The organism is Actinomadura craniellae (assembly GCF_003289645.1).
GTDB lineage: Bacteria > Actinomycetota > Actinomycetes > Streptosporangiales > Streptosporangiaceae > Actinomadura_D > Actinomadura_D craniellae.
Window position 1 is genome coordinate 145,558 of sequence record NZ_QLYX01000016.1, and the last position, 20,738, is coordinate 166,295.

The 20,738-nt window shown below is 76.7% G+C and carries 7 protein-coding genes; all 7 read right to left on the bottom strand.

Features of this window, described 5'->3' with window-relative positions; genetic code table 11:
- Window positions 1–60: 60 nt before the first annotated feature.
- The 7 genes from DPM19_RS28430 to DPM19_RS28460 are packed head-to-tail and all read right to left on the bottom strand — an operon-like array spanning window position 61 to window position 20,568.
- Window positions 61–948 (bottom strand): ATP-grasp domain-containing protein, encoded by an 888-nt coding sequence (locus tag DPM19_RS28430; protein ID WP_111871123.1) that lies wholly within the window; start codon window positions 946–948, stop codon window positions 61–63.
- Window positions 945–1,598: a hypothetical protein gene (locus DPM19_RS28435; protein ID WP_111871124.1), complete on the bottom strand. Its 654-nt coding sequence runs from the start codon at window positions 1,596–1,598 to the stop codon at window positions 945–947. Before DPM19_RS28435 ends, DPM19_RS28430 begins: the two co-directional genes overlap by 4 nt.
- Complete coding sequence (locus DPM19_RS28440) at window positions 1,595–6,868, bottom strand: RICIN domain-containing protein (protein WP_146779022.1); 5,274 nt, start codon at window positions 6,866–6,868, stop codon at window positions 1,595–1,597. The genes DPM19_RS28435 and DPM19_RS28440 overlap by 4 nt, the downstream gene beginning before the upstream one ends.
- A complete protein-coding gene (locus DPM19_RS28445; protein WP_146779023.1) occupies window positions 6,865–7,629 on the bottom strand; it encodes a hypothetical protein in 765 nt (254 codons plus the stop codon). Before DPM19_RS28445 ends, DPM19_RS28440 begins: the two co-directional genes overlap by 4 nt.
- Window positions 7,626–8,843 carry a hypothetical protein gene (locus tag DPM19_RS28450; RefSeq protein WP_111871127.1) on the bottom strand — a complete coding sequence of 406 codons (1,218 nt, stop codon included), beginning with the start codon at window positions 8,841–8,843 and terminating at the stop codon, window positions 7,626–7,628. The genes DPM19_RS28445 and DPM19_RS28450 overlap by 4 nt, the downstream gene beginning before the upstream one ends.
- Entirely contained in the window at window positions 8,840–18,259 is a 9,420-nt protein-coding gene (locus tag DPM19_RS28455) for a DUF6603 domain-containing protein (protein WP_146779024.1), read from the bottom strand. Before DPM19_RS28455 ends, DPM19_RS28450 begins: the two co-directional genes overlap by 4 nt.
- Complete coding sequence (locus DPM19_RS28460) at window positions 18,256–20,568, bottom strand: hypothetical protein (protein ID WP_146779025.1); 2,313 nt, start codon at window positions 20,566–20,568, stop codon at window positions 18,256–18,258. Before DPM19_RS28460 ends, DPM19_RS28455 begins: the two co-directional genes overlap by 4 nt.
- Window positions 20,569–20,738: the final 170 nt, after the last annotated feature.

The following is a 20,738-nucleotide window of genomic DNA, read 5'->3' on the forward strand; positions in this document are numbered from 1 at the left end:
GCGCCCCACCCCGGGCGGCAGGGCTCCGCCAAAGCCGGTGGAGACTCCACGGCGTGGGCTCTACGAACTCGGGCGGTGAGCGTGGAGTAGGTCGGCTATGGCTTCGGCTACCTGGTCGGCTCCGGCGAAGAAGGTGAAGGCGGGGGCCGGGTTGGCCTCGAAGCAGAACCAGTCGCCTTCCGGGGTCATGCGCAGGTCGATGCCGGCGACGACCAGTCCCAGGGCTCGGGCCAGGGCCACGCAGCGTTCGGTGAGGTCGCCAGGCAATTCGACCGTGCTCTGCTTCAGGGCCGCGTCGCGAACCCGGTAGTCGACGGCGTCGGAAACGAGCCGGACCGCGAAGGTCCGGTCGCCGACGACGTGGACGCGCACGTCCTCGCCCGGGATGTGGCGCTGGAACAACGTGGGGCAGGTGGCCAGGCGGGCCATCCTGTCGGGGTCGTGGACGTCGGCGAGCGCGACGCGGGCGCGGATGCCGCTGCCGGGCTTCACCACGACCGCCCCGTGCTCGGCGGCGAACTCGGCGAGGGCCCGGGCGTCGTCGGTGACCAGGCTGGGCGGCACCGCGAAACCGGCCGCCTCGACCAGCAGACCCTGGCATGCCTTGGCGGCGTTGGTCGCCGACGCCGACGGGCGGTTGACCACCAGGGCGGGCGCGTGGTCGGCCCAGGCGCACAGGGCGGGTGCGGCGCGGCGGGCGTGCCGGGTCAGGGCCGTACGCGCCGGGGATCTGGTGACGGCGGGCAGCCGGGCCGCGTCGTAGGGGCGCAGGTACGCCGCCTTAACGCCGGCCAGGTCCCATGAGGCGCCCGCGGTGCGCACGGTGCCGGACGTCACGGTCATCGGGCGGCGCTGATCCAGGACGAGGGGGTCGGCGCCGCGGGCGTGCAGGGCCCTCAGGACCCGGGCGAAGGGGCGTTCTTCCGGGTGTCCCCACAGCAGGATCATCGTGCCCCTTCCGCGATCAGGGCGCCGAGAGCGGCGGTGACCTCGCCATCCGCGGCCTGCCACCAGGGCTCCACGCCGTGGACGCACCAGCCGCGGTCGGGTTCACGGGCCAGGCGCACGCACAGGACCGTGGCGTCCAGGGCCTTGGCAAGGGCGCGGACCAGTTCCGCGGCGGCCGGGTCGGCGCCGCCGGGCAGGACCCGGTCGCCGACCAGGGTGAGGCGGGTCTCGGCCCTGGAGCGGGCCGTGATGGGCAGGCCCGCCTGCACCGCGGCCCAGCGGGCGTCGCCCGGGTCCAGGCCGCGGCCGCACAGCGAACCGGGCACCGGGCGGTTGACGACCAGCGCCGGGGCCTGGAGCCAGAGCGCCAGCAGCGCCGTCAGCTCGGCCGCGACGAAGCTCCGTTCGGGTCCGGCGATGTGCGGCAGGTCCCACGGGGTGACCGCGGGCAGGCACGCCAGCACGGCGGTGACGTCGCCGGCCGCCAGCGTCCCGCAGCGGGTGCCGAGGGTGGCGGCGGGCAGGTCGGCGGGGTCGCAGCGGGTGCCGGGGCCGGCGAGAGTGCGGGGGGTCACGAGCCGCGCCCCGCCCAGCCCCCGCAGCAGGGGCCGGGCCGGGCGGTGGCCGCTCCCGGAGACGATGACGATCAACCGCTCTCGGGCCCGTCGTCGTAGAGGTGGCCGCCGACGTCGGGACGGTCGTCGGCGGAGATCCACGGGGTGGCGCCGGGCCCGTCGGCGGGGGCGCCGGATCCGGTGTCCTCGGTCAGCGGGATCTCGTCGCGGTCCTTCTCCTTGAAGGCGACCTTGTCCGGGTCGATCTTCTCGATGTCGGGCTTCTCGGTCTCCTTGGGTTCGATCACGTAGACCTCCTTGGTGATCGCCTGGGTCGCGCAGAGCACGGTGATCGTGTGCCAGCCGACCGGGAGGTTCAGCGAGACGCCCGGCGAGACGGTGGAGCCCTGGGGCACGGAGGTCGTGCCCCACACGGTGCCGCCCAGCCGGACGGTGACCGGCACCGCGCGCGGCGCCGCGGCGTTCAGCACGGCCCGGATGGACGCCGCGTACCCCTGGACCCAGGTGGTCGGGAAGGCCGCGCCGTTGCCCTGCGTCACGTTGACCATGCCCGTGACGACCACCGAGTAGGACGGCGACATGGCGCCGAAGGGCGCGGTCTGCGCCATCTGCATCCGCAGCTGGTAGGTGCCCGGGACGTCGGGGTGGAGCTGCGCCCCGGCGCTGGTGGTCTCCCCCGGCCGCACCGGGTTGGTGCCCAGGGACATGTCGGTCGGGCGCAGCGGGTCGCCCGCCCCGCCGTGCAGGTTGATCATCCGGTGGTTCATCTCCCGGTACCAGGTGGCGGTACCGGTGTTCTGGATGGTGAACCACACGTACGGGCTGTCCCCGGCGACGATCGTGCCGGGCGGCATGGACGCCGCGACCGTGGCCGACAGCTGGGTGCCGGTGACCTGCGCGACCGTGACCGTGCGGTCCGGGGTCGGCTGGCCCCAGGGCTCGGTGATCCCGCCCGGGATGCCGCCGACCGCGGTCACCTTGCCCATCCGGAACGAGCCGGTGAGCGTGGCGGGACTGGTCCCCCCGGCCGCCAGGAAGGTGATCGTCACCTCCTGGCCGGGCTGCACCACCGAGGGTACGGGGATGGCCGTCAGACGCTCGGTGCTGTAGTTCGCCTTGATGTAGACGAGCTGGACGAACCCGCCCCCCGGCAGCAGGGCGTGCCCGGCCTCGGGCCGCCACGCGCTGTTGCCGGTGTTGCGGACCCGCACCGTCAGGGTCTCCACCTGGGAGGTGTACATGGTCTGCGGCACGCTGATCGACATCGCGGTGGCGTCGAAGAGCGGGGTGTCGATGTCGACCGGGCGGATCTTCCACTGCTGGTTGGGCAGCCCCTGGTACTCGGTGACCACCGTCCGCAGGCCGTTCTCCATCCATTCGGGCCCGCCGTCGACGCTCAGGCACCGGGTGGTGCCCTTGAGGTAGATGACCACGTGGCCGTCGCCGGTGGAGACCGGCTGCCAGAGCTGGGTGGCGGCGGGCGCGCCGGGCTGCGGCGGCGGGGCCTGGAACACCCCGGACAGGTCGGGCCTCTCCAGCGGGCCGGCGGTCAGCAGCAGCCCGCTGTTCCAGGCGGCGATGGTGAAGTAGGCGTGGTCGTGCCACCGGAACGCCCACTGCTGGTTGGTGCCGCCGTGCAGCGGCCAGGTGATGATCGGGACGTAGGGGTCGACGACGTGGGCGCCACCGGTGACGTCGAGGTACTGGCCGCTGTGCCGGGCGGCCAGGGTGTAGCGGCGGTACCCGTCCTTGGGCTCGTAGGTGGTGGGGTTGGACGGGTCGAAGATCTTGATCTCCGGGATGCCCGTCTCGGGGAGGGTCAGCAGCGGGTCGTTGAGGTCGCCCGCGGTGGTGGTGGTCAGGGCGGAGCGGCCCTCGGCATCGGTGACGACACGGATCTGGCGGGCGTCGCCCTGCGGCATGCCGGCCGGGTGGCCGTTGACGCGGGGCTGCATCCAGAAGTCGAACCGGCCGCTGCGGATCAGCTCCATGGTGTTCTGGGCGCTCAGCGACCAAGACCGGCCGCCGTTGGAGCCGCCGATGCGCTTGATCGGGCTGCCGGGCACGATCCGGGGCACCTGGCTGACCGCCTCGACGTCCACGCGGACGGCGTACTGCTCCCAGCTCGCGTCGACCAGGCCCAGCCGCAGCCAGCCCTCCTCGACGCGGGGCGCCCGGACCGGCGGGCTGCCCTCGGCGGCGCCGGCGCCGCCGGGCGGCAGCACCGTCACCTCGTCGGCGGCCCAGGTGTGGGGGTCGGCGCGGTGCAGCCACGTCCAGGTGCCGTGCACGTCGGCGGGCAGCGGCAGCCGGCGGTGCTCGGCGTCGACCAGGACCGGGCCGTGCCGGAACGTCGGCGTCATCTTCGCCAGCGGCTCGGCCACCCAGGAGCGGCGCATGCCGACGGCCTTGGCGGGCAGCAGCCCGGTCCGCACGTGGACCTGGCAGTTGGGCGCCACCAGCAGCGTCAGCGGCACCGGGACGCCGGGACGCACGATCAGCGGGTCGCCGGTGACGTACCGTTCGGCCAGCGGGTTGCCGGACTCGCGGGCGGCCTCCAGCACGGCCGGGTCGATGACCCGCAGGGTTCCGGGGTCGTCGCCGGCCAGGTAGCCGACCAGGCCGTCCTCGAACCGGTCCAGGGCACCCAGCACCACCTCGATCGGGATGCCGCCCAGGGCGGGGTCGGCGGCCGGGTCGTCGACCTCGACCAGCAGCTCGGCGCGCAGCACCGCGACGGGGTGGCCCAGCAGCATGGCGAGGTGCTCCTCGCCGGCCTCGCCGGTGAAGTCGATCGTCCACCAGGTCGTGTCGATGACCTTGAGCAGCGACGACAGCGCCGTCGGGTCGTAGGGGCCGCCGCGGCGGTCGGCCTCGACGACGCCGGAGGCCAGCCCGGCCAGAGCCGGGTGCCCGATCGCGTCGGCCGGGTCGGCGCCCAGCCGGCCGGGGCGGCCGGGCCGGGCGGGGTCGTCCTCCCAGACGGTCGCGCCGGTGCCGTCGGCGCGCAGCCGGCCCAGGCCGCCTCCGGCGGGGTCGAAGAACTCCGCCGAGCCGTCCACGAAGTCGGGCATGAGGAACCCGGCGACGGGGCTGACGGTGTCGTCGGCCTCGACGGTGGCGCCGGCGGTGTCGGTGCGGCCGTCAGCGGCGACGTAGCGCAGGGTCACCCGGGCCGGTGCGGTGAAGCGGGGCGCCAGGATGAGGCTGCCCGGGTCGTCGTCGGCGGCCGCGGACGGCGGCACGAGCGTCGGCGGCCCGGCGGAGCGGGCGCCCGAGGCCATCTCGACGACCTGGCCGTAGGTGTCCACCAGCCGCAGCCGGGTCAGCTTCGTGCGGCCCGCGCGCAGCGGCGGGGGAGGGGTGAGCAGCGGCGGGCGGGTGTCGCCGCCGACCAGGTCGCCCTGCTGCTCGCCGCGCAGCATGCTCATCAGGCCGTCCAGGCGGCCGCCGAGCAGGTCGAGCAGCTCGACGTCGGCGGGCGCGGCGGCGGGGCCGGCCAGGCCGGTGGCGACGGCCTTCCGCTGGGCGCGCAGGGTCGCGCCGGCCAGCACGGACGCGGGGCCGGCGGCCAGCGGCGCGCGGCCCCGGAACGTCCTGGCGGGCTCGGCCACCGCGGGCGGGGGCGCCCCTTCCAGGTCGGTGTCGCCGAGCCGCCAGCCGGTCGCGGCGAGCGGCTCGTAGCGCAGCTCCCAGTCGGCGTGCAGCGGGTTCCACGGGCGCGCGGGCGGGGTGACCGCGACCGGTGAGGGCAGCGCGCCGCCGTTGGCCGCCGGGGGCAGCGAGGGGTCCCAGGTCGCCCACCAGTCGGTGCGGGCCAGGGCCGGGGACCGCTCGCCGCCGACGGGCAGCGGGGCCGAGCCGGGGTCCAGCGCGGCCAGCTCGACCAGCAGGTCCTGGCACAGCGCCGGGACGCCGGAACGCAGGACGGTCCCGTCCAGCCGCCCGGCGGGCGCGCCGCCGCCACCGTCGGCGGCGGCGCCGAGGCTGGCGACCGTCTGACCGCCGAGCCGGACGGTGAGGCGGGCGTCGCCCTCGAACCGGCCGTCGCCGCCATGCTTGAAGCTACGGCCGCCGCCCTGCACGATCAGCACCGGGTCGGCGGCCTCGAACAGCCGGGGCCGGGCCCGCTCGACGCCGACGAACTGCCCGGCCACGGTGGTGCCCGCGGCCGCCGAGGCAGCGGGTTCGGCGGCCGGCCGGGGGTCGGCGGCCTGCCAGATGGTCTCCTGGTGCGGAACGTCCGGGGCGGCGCCGAACCGCATCGCGTGCAGCGCGGCGGTCAGCCGGGACTCCCCGTCGGGGCTGGTGCCGCCGCCGGTGGCGCCGGCGGCCTCGCCGTCGGCCTGGGCGAGGAACGCGCGGACGGCGGTCAGCCGGGCGGCCTCGTCGCCGTCCTCGGCCGACAGCGCGGCCAGGGCATCCACCAGCGACTCGGCCAGGGCCAGCCGGATCGCCTCCGGGTCGGGCCGGTAGTCGGTCTCCGCAGACAGGACGCCGCCCAGGTCGCCGTTCCAGCCGGTGCCGGGCCAGCCGATCGACACGGCGCTGCCGTGCAGGATGAGGCCGGTGGGCGTGGGCGCCAGCCCGTTGTACTGGTCCCCCGGCAGCCGCCAGCGCTGGTCGGCGAGGTGGTCGGTGAACGCCTTCCAGCCCGCGGGGTTGGCGCGGCGCAGGGGGTCGAGCGCGGGGTGGGCGTACCAGCCGCAGACCAGGTAGGCGACGGGCCCCTCGGCGTCGGTGAGGGGGTCGTGGAAACCGAGCCTGCCCTCGACGTTGTCGTAGTACGCCGCCCAGCCGAAGTCGCCGTGGCCGAGCGCGGTGAGCGGCGTGGCGGGCACCGCGCCGGGCGCGGGCGCGGTCCACTGCTCCAGCGGAGTCACCGTGGGCGGGGTGCCGGGCGCGGCCCCGGCGGCGTCCAGGATCCAGGCGCGGACGGCGCGGGGCTTGGGGCCCGCCTTGGCCGACAGCCTGGCCACCAGCCACCGCTCGGGCAGGGCGGGGAAGACCACCGGCCCCGGTTCGCCGCCGGTGGGCGGCGCCTGCTCGGCGTGGGTGAGCGCGTCGGGGACCGCCCAGTGCAGGTAGGCGCCGGTGGCGCGGGGCGCCCGGTCGGTGAACGGGTCGGCCTGGAGCATCTGGACCGCGTCGCCGCCGGGGACGGGCTCGCGCATGGCGGTGTCGGCCCACTGCGCCGGGCCGTCGCCGGCGCGCAGGGCCAGCACGTCCAGCGCGACCGGGACCAGCAGCCATGCGGCGGCGTCGGGCGCGGCGGCCGTGGTGAGTACCGGCTGTGATTCGTACACGCTCTCCCCCGGGGTGTGGCGTCCTGCGGTGTCGCTCATTCGAAGACCTGCCGGTACGGGCGGCTCAGCAGCGCGGCGGCGAGCGGTCCCGAGCCGGCCCTGCCGCCCCGGCCCGGCTGCCTGGCCACATCGGCGGCCAGCCTGACGATGTCGACGGTCTGGGGCGCGCGCATCTGGACCGGGACGTTCGCCCCGGACGTGTTCGGCGCCGGCGGGACAACCAGCCCCCCGGTCTGGGGATCGACGTGGAAGCCGTGGCCCAGTTCGCGGTGCGGTTCTTCGATCCAGACCGCGGACGGCACCTGCGGCCACAGCACCAGCAGCAGCGTCGGCGCCAGTGCCTCGAACCGCAGCGGCTCGATCGGGTCGAGCCCCGCGGGCTTGGCGTCGCGCGGCGGCACCGGATCGGCGAACGCCAGGATCTGCGTCGTCGGCCACTGCGCCACCAGGGTGGAGCGCAGCAGCATTCCCGCCACCGGCCCCGAGGCGGCGGCGGTGCGCATCCTGCTCCGGTACAGCTCGGTGTGCCGGGCGGCGAGCGCGCTCGCCCGGCTGCCCGTCCCGCCGACGCTCAGCACGCCCTCGGTCAGCGCCTCCAGCCACTCGCCGTCCACGATGAAGAAGCGGACCGACTCCTCGGGCAGCAGGGCCGGGTCGGGGACGATGTGGTCGAACGGGATGCCCATCAGCCGGTGGTAGCGGTCGATGGCCTCGGTGACGGCCTGCGGCGGCTCGCCGGCGCTCAGCTTCTCGGCCGCCGCCATGCCCCGCTGGAGCGCCGCGCGCCCTGCCTCGCTCATGACCTTCCCTCCGCTGCGGTTCCGGCGTCCTGCGGGATCGCGCCGTCGGGTGTGCCGCCGTCGGCGCCGGGTGCCTCCGCCGGGGTGAGCGCGCCGTCGCGCCGAGCGTGCAGGCGGCGGACGCGGTCGGGGACGCCCCACGGGTCGGCGGTCGCGCCCGACAGGCGCGCCACCGTCTCGGCCGCGACGTCGCCCGAGGTGGATCCGGCCGCGAACGCGGGCGGGCCCAGGCCCGACATCAGGTCGCGGCGGCGCCACTCGCTCAGCTCCCGGACCAGGGACCGGTCTGCGGCGGCCAGCAGCCGGCCGAGCGTGCGGGCGGTGGACAGGCTCACGTCCGTCTCGCCCTCGGCGGCCACGGCCGGCTCGTCGGCGACGCCCACGATCGGGCCCCGGTACAGGGCGACGCCCGGCGTCCCGTCCCGGCGGGTGTGGTCCAGGGAGGCGGGATGCCCGGCGGACAGGCCGAACGCGGCCGCGTTCTGCGCGACACCCGCCGCGACCTTCTGGAAAGTGCCCGAGCTCCCGGACTTGAAGGTCCAGTCGTGCAGCACCGGCAGGGTGACGGTCGCCGGGACACTGCCGCGGTCCAGGACGGCGCCGTGGTCGGCCAGCGAGACCAGGCACATGTTGTAGGCACGCCCGGCGACCGGGAGGCGGCCGGTCATCACCACCGCGACCCATCCGTCGTCGTCGCGGGCGGTGTCCGGGCCGCCGGGGGCGACCTGGCGGGCGTGGCACAGCAGCGGCACCTCGGCCCGCAGGGGCAGCGCGGCCCGGGCCACGTCCGCGCTCATCGACACCGTGGTGTGGCGGGTGCCGTCCGGCGCGGCCACGTTGCGGTTGATGGTGGCCTCGTTCACGTCCAGGAGCAGCAGCGCCAGCCACGGGGTGCTGGTGGAGGGGGCCACCGCCTTCTCCCAGGGCAGGGTGCGGCGGCGTAGCACCACGTGCCCCAGCGTGGTGGTGTAAGCCCCCGCCGAGTCGGGCGGCGGGTACACCGACAGGACCTCGCCGGGGTCCAGCCGGTACTTCGCCCCGGCCACCTTGACCCACCGGTCCTCGGTGAACACCTCCAGCGGCTGCGCGCCCGCGTGGTCGGCGGTGGCGCTGTGCTCGACGGTGGTGGTCACCCGGACCCGGTAGGTGTCGTCGCGCAGTCCGGGGGCGACTCCGTCGTAGAAGTCGATCCGGCCCGGTTCCAGTTCGGTCATTTCCATCCCCCGTCGTTGTCGGCGGCGGCCCAACGCACCACGGCGGGCTGTGTCCCGGCCGCGGCGAGCGCTTGGCCTGCCCCTTCGTCGGCTGCCTCGTTCTCGCGCTGCGCGACCGCGTGCACCGCGACCGCGGACCAGCCGCCGGGCAGTTCCAGATCCACCTGCACCGGCAGGTCCGCGCCGTTGTCGCGGGGCGGCACCTGGAGCAGCAGGCCCATCCCCGAGGCGGTGCGCAGGGCCTCGCCGCGGACGGTGCGGCCGTCGATGGTGACGGCGCCGTCCAGGTCGGCGGCGGCCCCGGCGGTGCCGTCGGCGCGCTCCACCAGGACCTGCACGACCGTGGTGGCCGGTGGCAGCAGCGTCCGGCAGCCGCCCCGGTTCCGCAGCAGGTCCCCGGCGCTGAGCAGGACGACCTGGTCGGGCGCGGCGGGCATCGGCACCGGGCCGTCCGGCAGCAGCGTCACCCGCCCGGCCAGCGCCACACCCGGCAGCACCTGGACGACGGGCGTCCCGACGTGCCAGCCCGGGGCCCCGGCGGGCAGGCCCGCCACGTCGCCGACCATGACGTGCGAGGTGCCCTCCGGCGGGGTGAACGCCTTGGCCGCGGCGTCCACGACGCGGTCGGCCAGCACGTGCCCGGACCCGGACACGCACACCACCCGCGCCCGGCCGTGCTCGACGGCCAGCCCCGCACGCTCCCCGGCGGAGACACGCCACACGTACCCCGCCTCGGGGGCGAGCGTGACGGCGTCGCCGGTCGCGGCGAGCGCGGCCGCGGGAACCGGTGCGGGCCTGGTCACCCGGCGGCCGCCGGGGTGCACCACCCCGATCAGCCTCGGCCCCGGGGCGGTCGGCGTGCGGCGCGTCCGGGCGGGCGGCGCCGGTTCGGCGGCCAGGGCCGTCGCCGCCCGGGCGCGCCCGGCGGGCGCCCCGAACGGCAGCGGGGTGCTGACGGCGGTGATCTCGGGCCGGACCGTCACCGGGGCGCCGGTGGCGGCGGTGATGAAGTCCAGGTCGACGCCGCCGAGCGCGGGCAGGCCGTCCACGTTCTGCGGCTGGTCGCCGGGGGCGGGGGCGGGCTGCCACAGCGCCGCCTGGAAGCCGCCCTGCCGCGGCGTCACCACCATCGAGTTCGGCGCGGCGCCGTTCGATCCGGTGACCGCGACCTGGTGGGTGACGCGGAAGTACGGCAGGACCTTGTTCCCGCACGGCGTCGGGTGCAGCGGTGCCGGCCCGCCGACGGTGATGCCGGTGAGCGGGACCGCGGTCTCGCCGACCTTGGCGCGCGTCGCCGGGATGCGGCTCTCGGTGCGCAGCCGCGCCGCCGCCTGGATCGGCCACGGGTTGGCCTGCGACCCGTCGGGCGGGTTCGCGCCGGTCGCGGCCGGGCCGGTGTCGGCCGCGGCGCCCGCCGAGACCGCCACCACCGCCGGGCCGGTGGGCCCGGCCAGGTAGCGGCGGCTGAACGCCAGCCAGGTCAGGTACGCCGGCGGGGGCGGTGCCGGGTCGCCGATGTGCACCGTCACCGAGGCGACCGCCAGGTCGACCCGGGCGCGGCCGTGCAGCGGCGGCCCCTCGATCTGGAGCGACACGCCCAGGCTGACACTGACCCGGATCGTCACACAGGCGATGAGGCACACCCGCAACCGGAACGTCGCGCCGACCTCCACGCCCATGTCGACGCGGTAGTAGAACGGGTCCCAGCCGAGCAGGACGTCCAGCCACGCGGTGAACCACAGCCGGACGATGTCGGTGTTGTAGGCGGCCTCGATCCGGCCGCCGAACATCATGAACCCGGGCACCACGGCGAAGTACGCCTCGCCCTTGACCGAGATCTGCCTGGAGACCGCCCAGCGGATGCCGACGCGCGGCACCACCGGGAAGCCCTCGGGGTCGAACCACGGCGAGTAGCCGCCGATGGTCAGCACGAACCGGCGTTCGCGGAACCAGATGACGAACGCGAACCCGCCGGTGAGCTGGCAGTCGCGCGACAGCAGCCAGGAGTTGTCGGTGAGCTGGGCGCGGATGGACAGCAGGCTCTCGGCGGAGTCGAACCGGGCGTTGACCGCCAGCTCGACGTTGGCGATGGCCGGGCCGGCCATCGGCAGCACCATCCGCGAGACGCCCAGCAGCCCGACCTGGAAGCCGCGGTCGAGGGCGGCGTAGGCGACGGCGCTGGTGTGCACCAGCTCGAAGCTGGAGAACCGCACGCCCGCCGCGACCCAGTGGCTGCCCCGGCGGGCCGGGGCGACCTTGCGCAGCGCGGCGAGCTGCGAGTCGGGGTCGCGGGGCAGCCCGACGCCGCCTTCCTGGACCGCCTGCACCAGCGGGAAGGACGTGGCGGCGATCGGGTCGGTGGGGACCACCAGCGCCCGGTTGTAGCCGACGCCGCCCGCCAGGCCCTCGACGAACAGGTAGGGCGGGCCGCCCAGCGCGAACGGCAGCGCGACGAACACGAACAGCGAGGTGACGCCGTCGGCGCCCTTGGAGTAGCCGCCGATCGCGGTGAAGCCGCGGCCGGCCACGTCCACCGCCAGCTCGCCGGTGTACTCGGCGACGCCGTCGGCCACGGTCCGGGTGAGCCCGCCGGCGACCCGCACCGAGGGCAGGTCCAGCGAGACCGCCAGGCCGTCCAGGCCGATCTCCCACTCGCCGGGCTCGGCCAGGTCGTCCAGCGGGACCAGCAGCCGCAGCCCGTCCGGTTTGATCGACATGCCGGCCAGGGCGAGGCTGCCGTCGAAAAACAGCGCGACGGCGTCGGGGTGGTCGGCGTGCTCGGGGCCGGTGAGCTTGCGGTGGGCCAGGCCGAGCTGGTCCAGGTGCAGCGGGCCGAACGACTTCTGCACCGGGAGCCAGCGCGGCTCGGCGGCGTCGGTGCCGTTCAGCACGACCTGCGGCCCGGTCGGGCCGGAGGCGACCACCACGTCGATCGGCGGGTTGGCCGGGGTGCCGTCGCCGGTCCCGGGCGCCAAAATCCCGCCCGCGACCGGGTCGTTGGCCGGGCCCGGGGCGGTCAGCAGCGGCAGGCCCAGCCCGCCGAGCACGGCCGCCGCACCCAGCGAACCCGCGGTGGTGGAGCGGCGCGGGGTCCCGCCGACCGGCAGCACGACCTCGGCGCGGACGAAGCCGGACGCGTGGCCGAGGCGGACACCGCCGGCGTCGATGACGGCGGCGCCGTCGCGGCGCCGCACGGTCGCGCCGACCCCGCCGAACCGCAGCGCGGGGGCCAGGCCCGGCGCCGTCCCGGCGGTGTCCAGCAGCATCAGCGTCACGCCGTTCTCCGCCGCCGGCCAGGCGATGCCCGTTGCGGCGGGCAGGCCCGCGTGCAGCTCGACCCGGTACTCCCCGGCGGTGATCTCGGCCTGGCCGGTGAGGCGCAGGCCCAGCAGGGTGCCGGAGCGGGCCAGGCCCAGCCCCAGGCCGCCCGGCAGCGGGACGGCGACCCCGTCCAGCACGCCGAGCAGGTCCCGCAGCGCGGCCGCCGGGCCGGGCAGCGGCAGCAGCCGGTCCTGGTCGTCCACGACCTTGGCCGCGCGCAGCAGGTCCCGGGTGTTCTTGCCGGTGGGGCCGTCCCACAGGGGGCGCGACAGCCAGGTGTCGGCCGCCCGCATCATCAGCCGGGTCGCCAGCGGGACGACCCACGCCCGGGCGAGCCGGGCCGCATCGGCGGCGGTGATCGCCGCCGGGACGGGGGCGAGCGCGACGACGACCTGGTCGTCGCCGAGCGGGCGCAGGGCGACGCGCAGCCGTCCGTCCGAGCCCGCCGACAGGTCCAGCCGGGGCGTCAGCACGATCCCGGCGCCGGTGTCGAGGCGGGCCGCGAGCCGGGCGGCGGCGGTGTAGGCCGTGCCGGAGCGGCCGACCGTCACGTCGGCGGTGACCCCGGCGCTGACCTGCCCGCCGACCGGTGTCTGGAGGTTCAGGCCGGTCAGCCCGACCAGCAGGGCGGGCTGGGCCGAGCCGGGGACGGCGACGGCGTCCAGGACGAGGTTCCCGCCCAGGACCGGGGTGGACACCCGCAGCGCGCCGGGCGCGGGCGAGGAGACGATGCCGCCGAGCAGCCGGCCCAGCAGCGTGGCGGTGGCGCTCACCCCGGCGGCGGTGATGCCGTCCGGGGAACCCGGCGCCGCCCGGACCAGCCGGGCGAGCCGGTCGCCCTTGGCGGCGAAGCCGTGCCCGGGCCCCGCGGCCGGGTCGTAGACGCCCAGCGCCGCGGCGACGGCGAGGGCGTCCGACAGCAGCGGGGAGGGCGCGGGCGACGCCGCCGCGGCGGTCAGGCCGTCCAGCACCTCGGGCAGCAGCCGCGCGGCCTGCGCCGCGACGAGCTCGGCGACCCCCTTGACGGCGGGCAGCAGGTGGACGGTGGTCTCCGCCCCGGAGAGGGTGCAGGCCAGCACCGGGCCGTCGGGGCCGTGCCCGGCGATGACGCGGACGCTCCCCCAGCTGCCCGGCAGCGGCAGATCCACCTCCAGGGTGCCGCCGACGGCGGCGTGCCGGCCGGCGAGGGTGACCGCCGCCGACAGCGCCAGGGTGATCCCGCTGATCGCGACGGGCGAGTTGGTGGCCAGGGAGAGCCTGGTCCCGCCGGCCGGGGCCGCGTCGGCCCGCACGATCAGGTTGCCGGGCAGCACCAGCGGCCGGGCCGTGTCGCGGGCCAGGCCGGCGGCGTCGGCGAGGTCGGTCAGGACCCTGTTCAGCGCCGCCGGGTCGGGTGTTCCCGATCCGCCGCCACCCAGCAGGTTGTCCAGCAGCCAGCCCGCCGGGTCGTGCAGCAGCCGCGACAGCGCGGCGGCCGGGCCGAACCCGCCGATGGCCCGTTCGAGCAGGCCGGTCAGGCAGACGTCGGCGATCAGGCGCGGCACCAGCGGGGCCAGCGCGGCGCGCAGCTCGGCGGGCCCGGCGTCCAGCGGCAGCGGCGCGTCCAGCCACGGCGCGTGCAGCCGGGGCGCGCCGGTCGGCCCCCGGTCCAGCCCGAGGCCGGCCAGGGACCCGGCCAGTGACAGGGCGCAGTCCGCGGTCGCCGCGCCGCCGAGCTCGACCTCGCCGGCGCCGCGGAACCGGCCACCGGCCGCGGTGGCCAGCCCGGCGCCGGTGGTGCGGACCGCGACCCGCCACGGGTCCGGGGTGACGACCAGCTCGACCGGCAGGTCCGGGGAGCGCCAGTGCCACGGCCCGGCCCCGGCCGCCGCACCGGCGTCGCGGGCCAGGCCGTACAGGCCGGTGCCGCGGTCCAGCAGCGAGACCAGCCGGGGCCCCAGGTAGGCGCCGGGGTCGGCGGCCAGCGCGGCGAACGCGTCGGCGATCCAGACCTTGCCCGTCCCGTCGGTGCCGGTCAGGCCCAGGTCGGTGAGCAGGTTCAGGAACGCGGCCAGCTCCCCGCCGGCCGGGTTCTCCCGGCCGAGCGCGTCGATGAGGTGGGCCAGCAGCGGCGCGGTGCGCGGGTCGTCCAGGCCCGCGGCGTGCGACCAGCGGCCGCCGAGGGCGGCGTCGCGGAGCACGACGTCCAGCACCGGCGCGCCGGAGTCACCGGGCACCGTGACGGTGGCCTCCAGGGTCCCGATCCGCGCCCCCGTCTCGGGGACGGCGCCGGTCTCGGTGTCCAGCAGCGGCCCGCCGGCGCGGGCCAGCCGGACCCGGGCGACCAGGCCGGCCCGCGGCGCCGGCGGCTCGGGCGCGCCGACCACGACCGGGACTCGGCCCAGGTCCAGCCGCACGTCGGTCTCGACGGCGACCGCGCCGGCCGGCCCGGCAGGCTTGGGCAGCCCGATCCGCACCCCGTGGGCCAGGTGGGTGACCTGCTCACCGGGGGTGCCGGCGGCCGCGGCGCCGGCGACCAGGTCGGCCAGCCGCGTCGCCAGTGTGCCGCCGGGCAACTCACCGGTGATGGCCAGGACGGGGATGCCGCGCACGTCCGGCGGTGTCGCCGGAACCGCGGCGAACCGGGCGGCGGGCAGCAGCCCCGGCCCCGCCACCGCGGCGGTCGCGGCGGGCAGGTCCCGCCCGTAGGGGTCCAGGTCGTCCTGCGTGGGTGCCAGGAACACGAGCATGTCGTCCGCGCCCTCGGCGCCCAGGCCGTACGGCGCGACCCCGCGGACGAGCCGGGCGGCGTTGCGCACGCCGGGGCCGGTCAGCGCGCTGACGTCCACCGGCTTCAGCGGTGTGCCGAGCGTGGCCAGCCCGAGCACCGAGGTGGCCGGCTCGGCGGCCAGGTCCGCGACCAGCCTGCGGGCGGCCACGCCCGCGACCGAATGGGCGACCAGCACCGTGCGCCCGCCGGGCCGCGCGACGGCGATCCGGTCCAGGACGCGGCGCAGCTGCGCGGCCTGGTGGACGGCGGTGTGCTCCGCCTTTTCCCCTAGCCGCACGACGTAGACCGGCGCCGCGCCGATGGTGCTCAGGTCGGCGTGCAGCGGGTCGGGGACGCCGCGCAGGTCGACGGTCGCGACCGCGGCGGACGCGGGCAGCGGCCCGCCGGGCCCGGTGGCCGCGGCGACCAGGCCGGACCAGCAGTCGTCCCCGGCGAACGAGGGGGCGACCAGCACGACCGACCAGGGCACGGTGCCCAGGCCGGCGGTCAGCGAGCGCACCGTGCCGAGCACGGCCCGGATGGCGTCGCGGGACCGGGGCAGCATGTGGTGCGCCGCGGTGACGGGCGTCGCCACCTCGGCGGAGCCGGGGCCGCGCCCGGCCGCGTCCGCCGGGACGACGCCGTCGCCCTCGGCGAACAGGTCCCGCAGCAGCCGCAGCGACCCGAGGGCCTCGGTGCCCGAGCCGAGCGCCGCGGTGGCCTCGCCGACGAACGGCCCGAGGTCGGCGGCGAGGTCGGCCACGTAGTCCAGGTCGGTGGTGTCGAGCGTCTCGCTCTCCAGGCGCGCGGTCACCGCCTCGGCCCATTCCGGGGGCGGTCCGCCGGGCAGCGTCCAGGTGAGCAGTTCGGCGGCGGGCCGGCCGTGCGGCTGGAGCGGCACGGTCCAGGGGTCGGCGGCGGTGCCGTGGCCCGCCGGGGCGGGGCCCGCCGCGCCGATGTCCTCGAACAGGCCCACCCGGTCGGTGAGGAAAGCCTGCAACGGCCACCGGGCCTCGGACAGGTAGGGCAGGCCCGCGGCGGTGACGCCCGCCTGCGCGGAGACCAGGGCGGCGGCCCAGGAGCGCAGCGCTTCCAGCGGCCGTTCCAGCAGGGAGCCGGCGTCGTCGGGGTCGGGCGGCTCGATCGCGGGGGCGCCCTCGGGCAGCCGCGCCGAGCGGCCCATGCCCAGGATCGACGGCAGCAGCCCGGCGCCCGGGCCGCCCCAGGAGGCGGCCGCACGGGCGACGACGGCGCGCAGCACGTCCACCGCCTGGGCGGGGCTGATGGCCAGGCCGAACGTGCCGCTGGAGGCGTCGGTGTCGGCCGGCAGCCGCAGCGTGCCCAGGTCGAGCTGCTCGCCCGCGACGGTCAGCCGCACGTCCTCGAGGGTCACCTGCGCGGTGAGGGGCCTGCCGGGCGCCCAGGCGGCGAAGGCGCGCAGGTCGCCGGTGGCCAGGCCGAGGTCGCCGTCCAGCTCCTCGCCGGGCGGGGTGACGGCCAGGTCGGCGCGGGCGCCGCCCAGCCAGCGGACGCCACCGCCCTCGGGCGCCAGGTCGGCGGCCAGCAGCGCGGCCTGCGCCGACACCGCCCAGGCAGTGGCGGCCTGCGCGGCGGACGCGACGCGCAACCGCAGCCCCAGGTGCAGGCGGGGCGCGCCGGCGGTCCCCTCGTCCCACAGGGCGAGGGCGAAGCCGCCGGTCGCGGCGGTGGTGCCGGGCCACCAGCCGAGCGGCAGGACCCAGGGGTCGGCGGCGGTGCCGGCGCCGGTCACCGGTGCCAGGTCGCCGGGGCGGCCCGAGCCGAGCAGCCCGCCGATCGCGGCGAGTAGGCGGCGCCAGCCGTCGGCGGTCTGCCGCAACTCCCGGTAGTAGGCGGCCAGCGCGCGGGTCGGCGCGGTGGCCAGGCCGCCGATATCGGTGCCGGGGGTCGTGGCCAGGCCCAGCAGCGTCCGAACCGCGCCGACGAACGGCCCGGCGGCGCCGAGGCCCTCCTCCAGCGCGTCCTCCAGCGCGGCGGCCGCGGCGCTGCCGAGCGAGGACGCGTCGGTCAGGTCCAGGCGAGGGAACACGTGGTCGGGGGTGACGACGTCGCGCAACTCCAGCACGGGGCCGAGTCCTGAGGCGTCGTAGCGCAGCCCGGCCCGCAGCGAGCCCACCCCGAACCCGTGGGTCGCGGGGCCGGCGGGAATGAGCGGGCCGGACGCCGCCGCCCGGCGCACGGTCACCTCGGCGCGCTCGGCGAGCACGGCGGGGCCGGTGCCGTGCAGCGGCAGCGCCAGCAGGATGCCCTCGCCGGAGACGACCGCGCCGGCCGCCGCGACGGTGAACTCGGCGGCCAGCGCGACGACCAGCACCGGGGTGCCGCTGTCAGGCGCGGGCCGCAGCCACACCCGGGCCGACACCGCCGGGCCGGGGCCCGGCGGTGTCAGCCGCAGCACCGCGGGCTGCTCCTCGGTGGGAGCGCCCGCGGGGGGCGCGGACATCGGCAGGTCGCCCAGCAGCCCGGCGATGTGCCGCAGCCAGGCCACCAGCGCCGACCGGCCGTCGGCCAGGGTCGAGCCGGCCAGCCCGGCCAGCCAGCCGCGCATCGCGGCCGGGTCGTGGACCAGGCCGGCCAGCGGCAGCGCCGGCAGCCCGTCGGACAGGCCGAGCAGCCCGGTCAGGTGGCCGGCCAGGGCGCGCACCTGCGCCGGCTGGTCGGCCGCCGACAGCAGCGCGTCGACCAGGGCGGCGGCGAGCTGCGCCAGGCCCTCCGGCACGGCGATCGGGTCCAGGTCCAGCGGCGGCAGGGTCGAGGCGGGCCCGGGGCGGTACCGGACCCGGAACCGGGCCGCGGCGCCGCCGGGGCCGGTCCCGGCCATCGACAGCGACGCGGTCAGCCGGGCGCCGTCGCCGGGCAGCCGCACGGTGGCGGCCAGCTCGACCGGGTGGGCGGCCTCGCCGGTCACGACCGCGAGCGCGCCGTTGCGGACGGCCACCAGCGGCACGGTCGCGGTGACGCGGGGCGCGGTGGGGCCGGGCTGGGCGACGGCCCGCAGGTCCAGCAGGATCTGCGTGGCGGCGCCGGTGCCGGTGCGGGTCACGCCGAGGTAGAGGCCGCCGATGCCGGTGGGCTCCACCAGCGGGTGCAGCCGGGTCTCCTCCTCCAGCGCCGCGTGCGGCAGCAGGAGATCGAGGGCCTCCAGCGCGGCGTCGCGCTGGTCGGGGTCGGCCAGCACCCGCGCGACGTGCTCGGCGGGCGAGGCGAAGAACGCGGTGTTGAGGGACAGGTCATCGGAGGGGCCGTCGAACAGGCCGATGGCCCGGCCGAGGGCGCTGGCCTCGGCCGTCATGGTGTCGGGGATCATGGCGCGGGCCACCCCGTGAAGCTGCCGGGAGTGGCGTTCAGGCCGGGATCCCTGGCCGGTTTGTCCCTGGTCGCCGGGATCACGGGTTTGTCGTGGAGGACGACGATGTTGTGGTCCCGGGAGTCCTTGTTCCTCTTGTACACGCGCCGGACGAGCACGAAGTTGATCGCCATCCGCATCAGGAAGTGGTCGTCGGCCTCGGTTCCGACCAGCGTGTACGGCTTGCGGGCGTAGGTGTTGCGGAACGCCGTGTCGAGGTCGGCGGCCACCAGTCCGGGGACGTTGATGTGCGCGTCGATCACGGCGGCCACGAAGAACTGCGAGGAGACGAGCCGGCGGAACGGGTACTGCTTGCCGCCAGGGGCGTCGGTGGTCGGATACATGCCGTTCACCTGGTTCCACAGGCGCTGGAACCGGAACACGGCGGTCTGGAGTTGTGCGGTGCACAGCTCCCGCGAGGTCTGGGAGGCCAGGCGGGAGATGCCGCCCCACAGCGGGTCGAAGATCACCTGCTTGGCCGCGTTCTCCACGCCGCCGAACAGCGCCCAGCGGTGCGCGGTGCCCGACCTGATCGGCTGGGGCGTCTCGACCGGGCCGCCGGGGGCGCTGTACTTGAGCCACACCAGCTTGACCCGGCTCGGGACGCCGTCGTCGGCGGGCCCGGTGCCGGCGTCGCCCCAGTCGCCGGCCGGCTTCGAGGCGTACGCGCTGCGCCAGGTCTCGGGGGTGTCGGGCCGGGACCGCGGGCGCAGGTAGGGGTTGGCCTCGTCGATCTTGTCGGGTGTCGGCTCGGTGGTGTCGGCGAGGCCCCACACCCGCAGCTGCATCCCGCGGATGCCGAAGAACAGGTCGAAGTGGTCCGGCGCCATCCGCATGAACTGGTACAACACGACGGTCAGCTCGTCGTCGGCGGCGATCGTCCACTGCTGGATGCCGATCGACACGATGCCCGCGTCGGCCAGCCGCAGGCCGTCCAGCTTCCCCTCGTTGGGGGCGATCTTCTTGACCAAGTCCCAGCACTGCAGCAGCGTGGAGCTGGGGGCCGGGCCGAGGAACGCGGGATCGTCCCCGACGAAGTCCACCAGGTCCATGCTGCCCAGCGCCGCCGGGCCGTAGTACTTCCCGGTGTTGTCGCGAACGCCGGCCGCCATGAGCCGGCCGTAGACCACGGTGAGGTAGACGTCCTTGCCGTTCGGGCTCTTGCGCAGGAGCTGGGCGGGCGCCAGGAACAGGTCCACCGGGGGCACCGACGGGCCGCGCTCGGTCGGCGAGTACCAGGCGGCCGTCCCGTTGGCGGCCAGGCCGAGCGCTCCGGCGAGCAGGGCGCGCGCGCCGGCCACCGCGGGCTTGTCGGCGGCCGGAACGCCGTCGCCCTTGCGGCGCAGCGCGTCCCAGAGCCGGCGGAACAGCGCGTTGCCGCCCATCGTCCAGCCGGTGACCGCGGCCTGGTGCGCGGAGAAGCCGGACAGGATGGCCAGCGTGACGGGCAGTTCGAGCTCGGGCCGGTCGCGGCGGAGCTGCCGCATCAGCTCGATCTGGTAGAAGATCCCCTCGAACGGGTTGACCAGCACGTTGGCATGGACCTCGGCACCGAGCGCGGCGACCTCCTCCGGCTTGGCGACCGGCTTGGTCAGCGTGCCCAGCCGCGTCGCCACCTGGGCCTTGAGCTCCAGCGGGCGGTGGCCGGCCTCGGTCGTCGCCGGCAGCGGCTCGACGGGCAGCCGCACCGTCAGCTGGAGCCCCACCTCCTCCTCGGGCTTGATCAGCCGGGCCCATTCGCGCATCTGCGCGCGCCCGACCTTCCAGGTCGGGGCCGCGGGCGGGACGATCTCCACCTCGATCGGCAGGATCACCCGGCGGCCGACCTTCCACTCGGTCGGGCGGAGCGGGGGGATGGGCAGGCCGAGATAGACCGCCAGGGCCTTCTCCAGCTCGTTCTGGGTGAGCTTGAGGTCGGTGGCGTCCTTGGGCGCGTCCTTGGGGTCCAGCGCGCCCTTGTTGACGATCGGCTCGATCGCCGCCGCGAGCCCGCGCAGGTTGGCGCCCAGGCCGAGGAAGGCCGACAGCCGGCGGGGCCCGGCGGCCTCCTCCGCCGGGTCGCCGGTGGTCGCCGCCAGCGTGCCGTTGACCACCGCGGGCCACGCGGCCTCGGCGAGCTTCCCGCCGTTGGGCTGGGTGAAGCTCCACAGCGTCACGTTGGACTCCACCTTGCTGGGCGGAGGCGGCGGCGCGGGCGGGGCCGGCGGCTTGGCCGCCACGGCCTTCTTCACGCTGCTCAGAGCCGGTTTCGCGGCGGCCGCGGCAGTCACGCCGCCTCCCGCGCGAAGGTACGCACGGAGTGATTCCGGGCAGGCTGATGCAGAGCATGTCCGATCATGTGTTTCCCCCACATGGCTGACCAAAGGCCCCCGTAATCCCCGTCGGCGGGCCAAGCAGGTTGATCAAAACATAGTTCCGATTTACACAACAAGCCCTTAGG

What these genes read in the sequence shown, in the direction of transcription:
- DPM19_RS28430 (WP_111871123.1), bottom strand. Translation starts at nt 948, where the DNA reads ATGATCCTGCTGTGGGGACACCCGGAAGAACGCCCCTTCGCCCGGGTC.
- DPM19_RS28440 (WP_146779022.1), bottom strand. Translation starts at nt 6,868, where the DNA reads ATGAGCGACACCGCAGGACGCCACACCCCGGGGGAGAGCGTGTACGAA.
- DPM19_RS28445 (WP_146779023.1), bottom strand. Translation starts at nt 7,629, where the DNA reads ATGAGCGAGGCAGGGCGCGCGGCGCTCCAGCGGGGCATGGCGGCGGCC.
- DPM19_RS28450 (WP_111871127.1), bottom strand. Translation starts at nt 8,843, where the DNA reads ATGACCGAACTGGAACCGGGCCGGATCGACTTCTACGACGGAGTCGCC.
- DPM19_RS28455 (WP_146779024.1), bottom strand. Translation starts at nt 18,259, where the DNA reads ATGATCCCCGACACCATGACGGCCGAGGCCAGCGCCCTCGGCCGGGCC.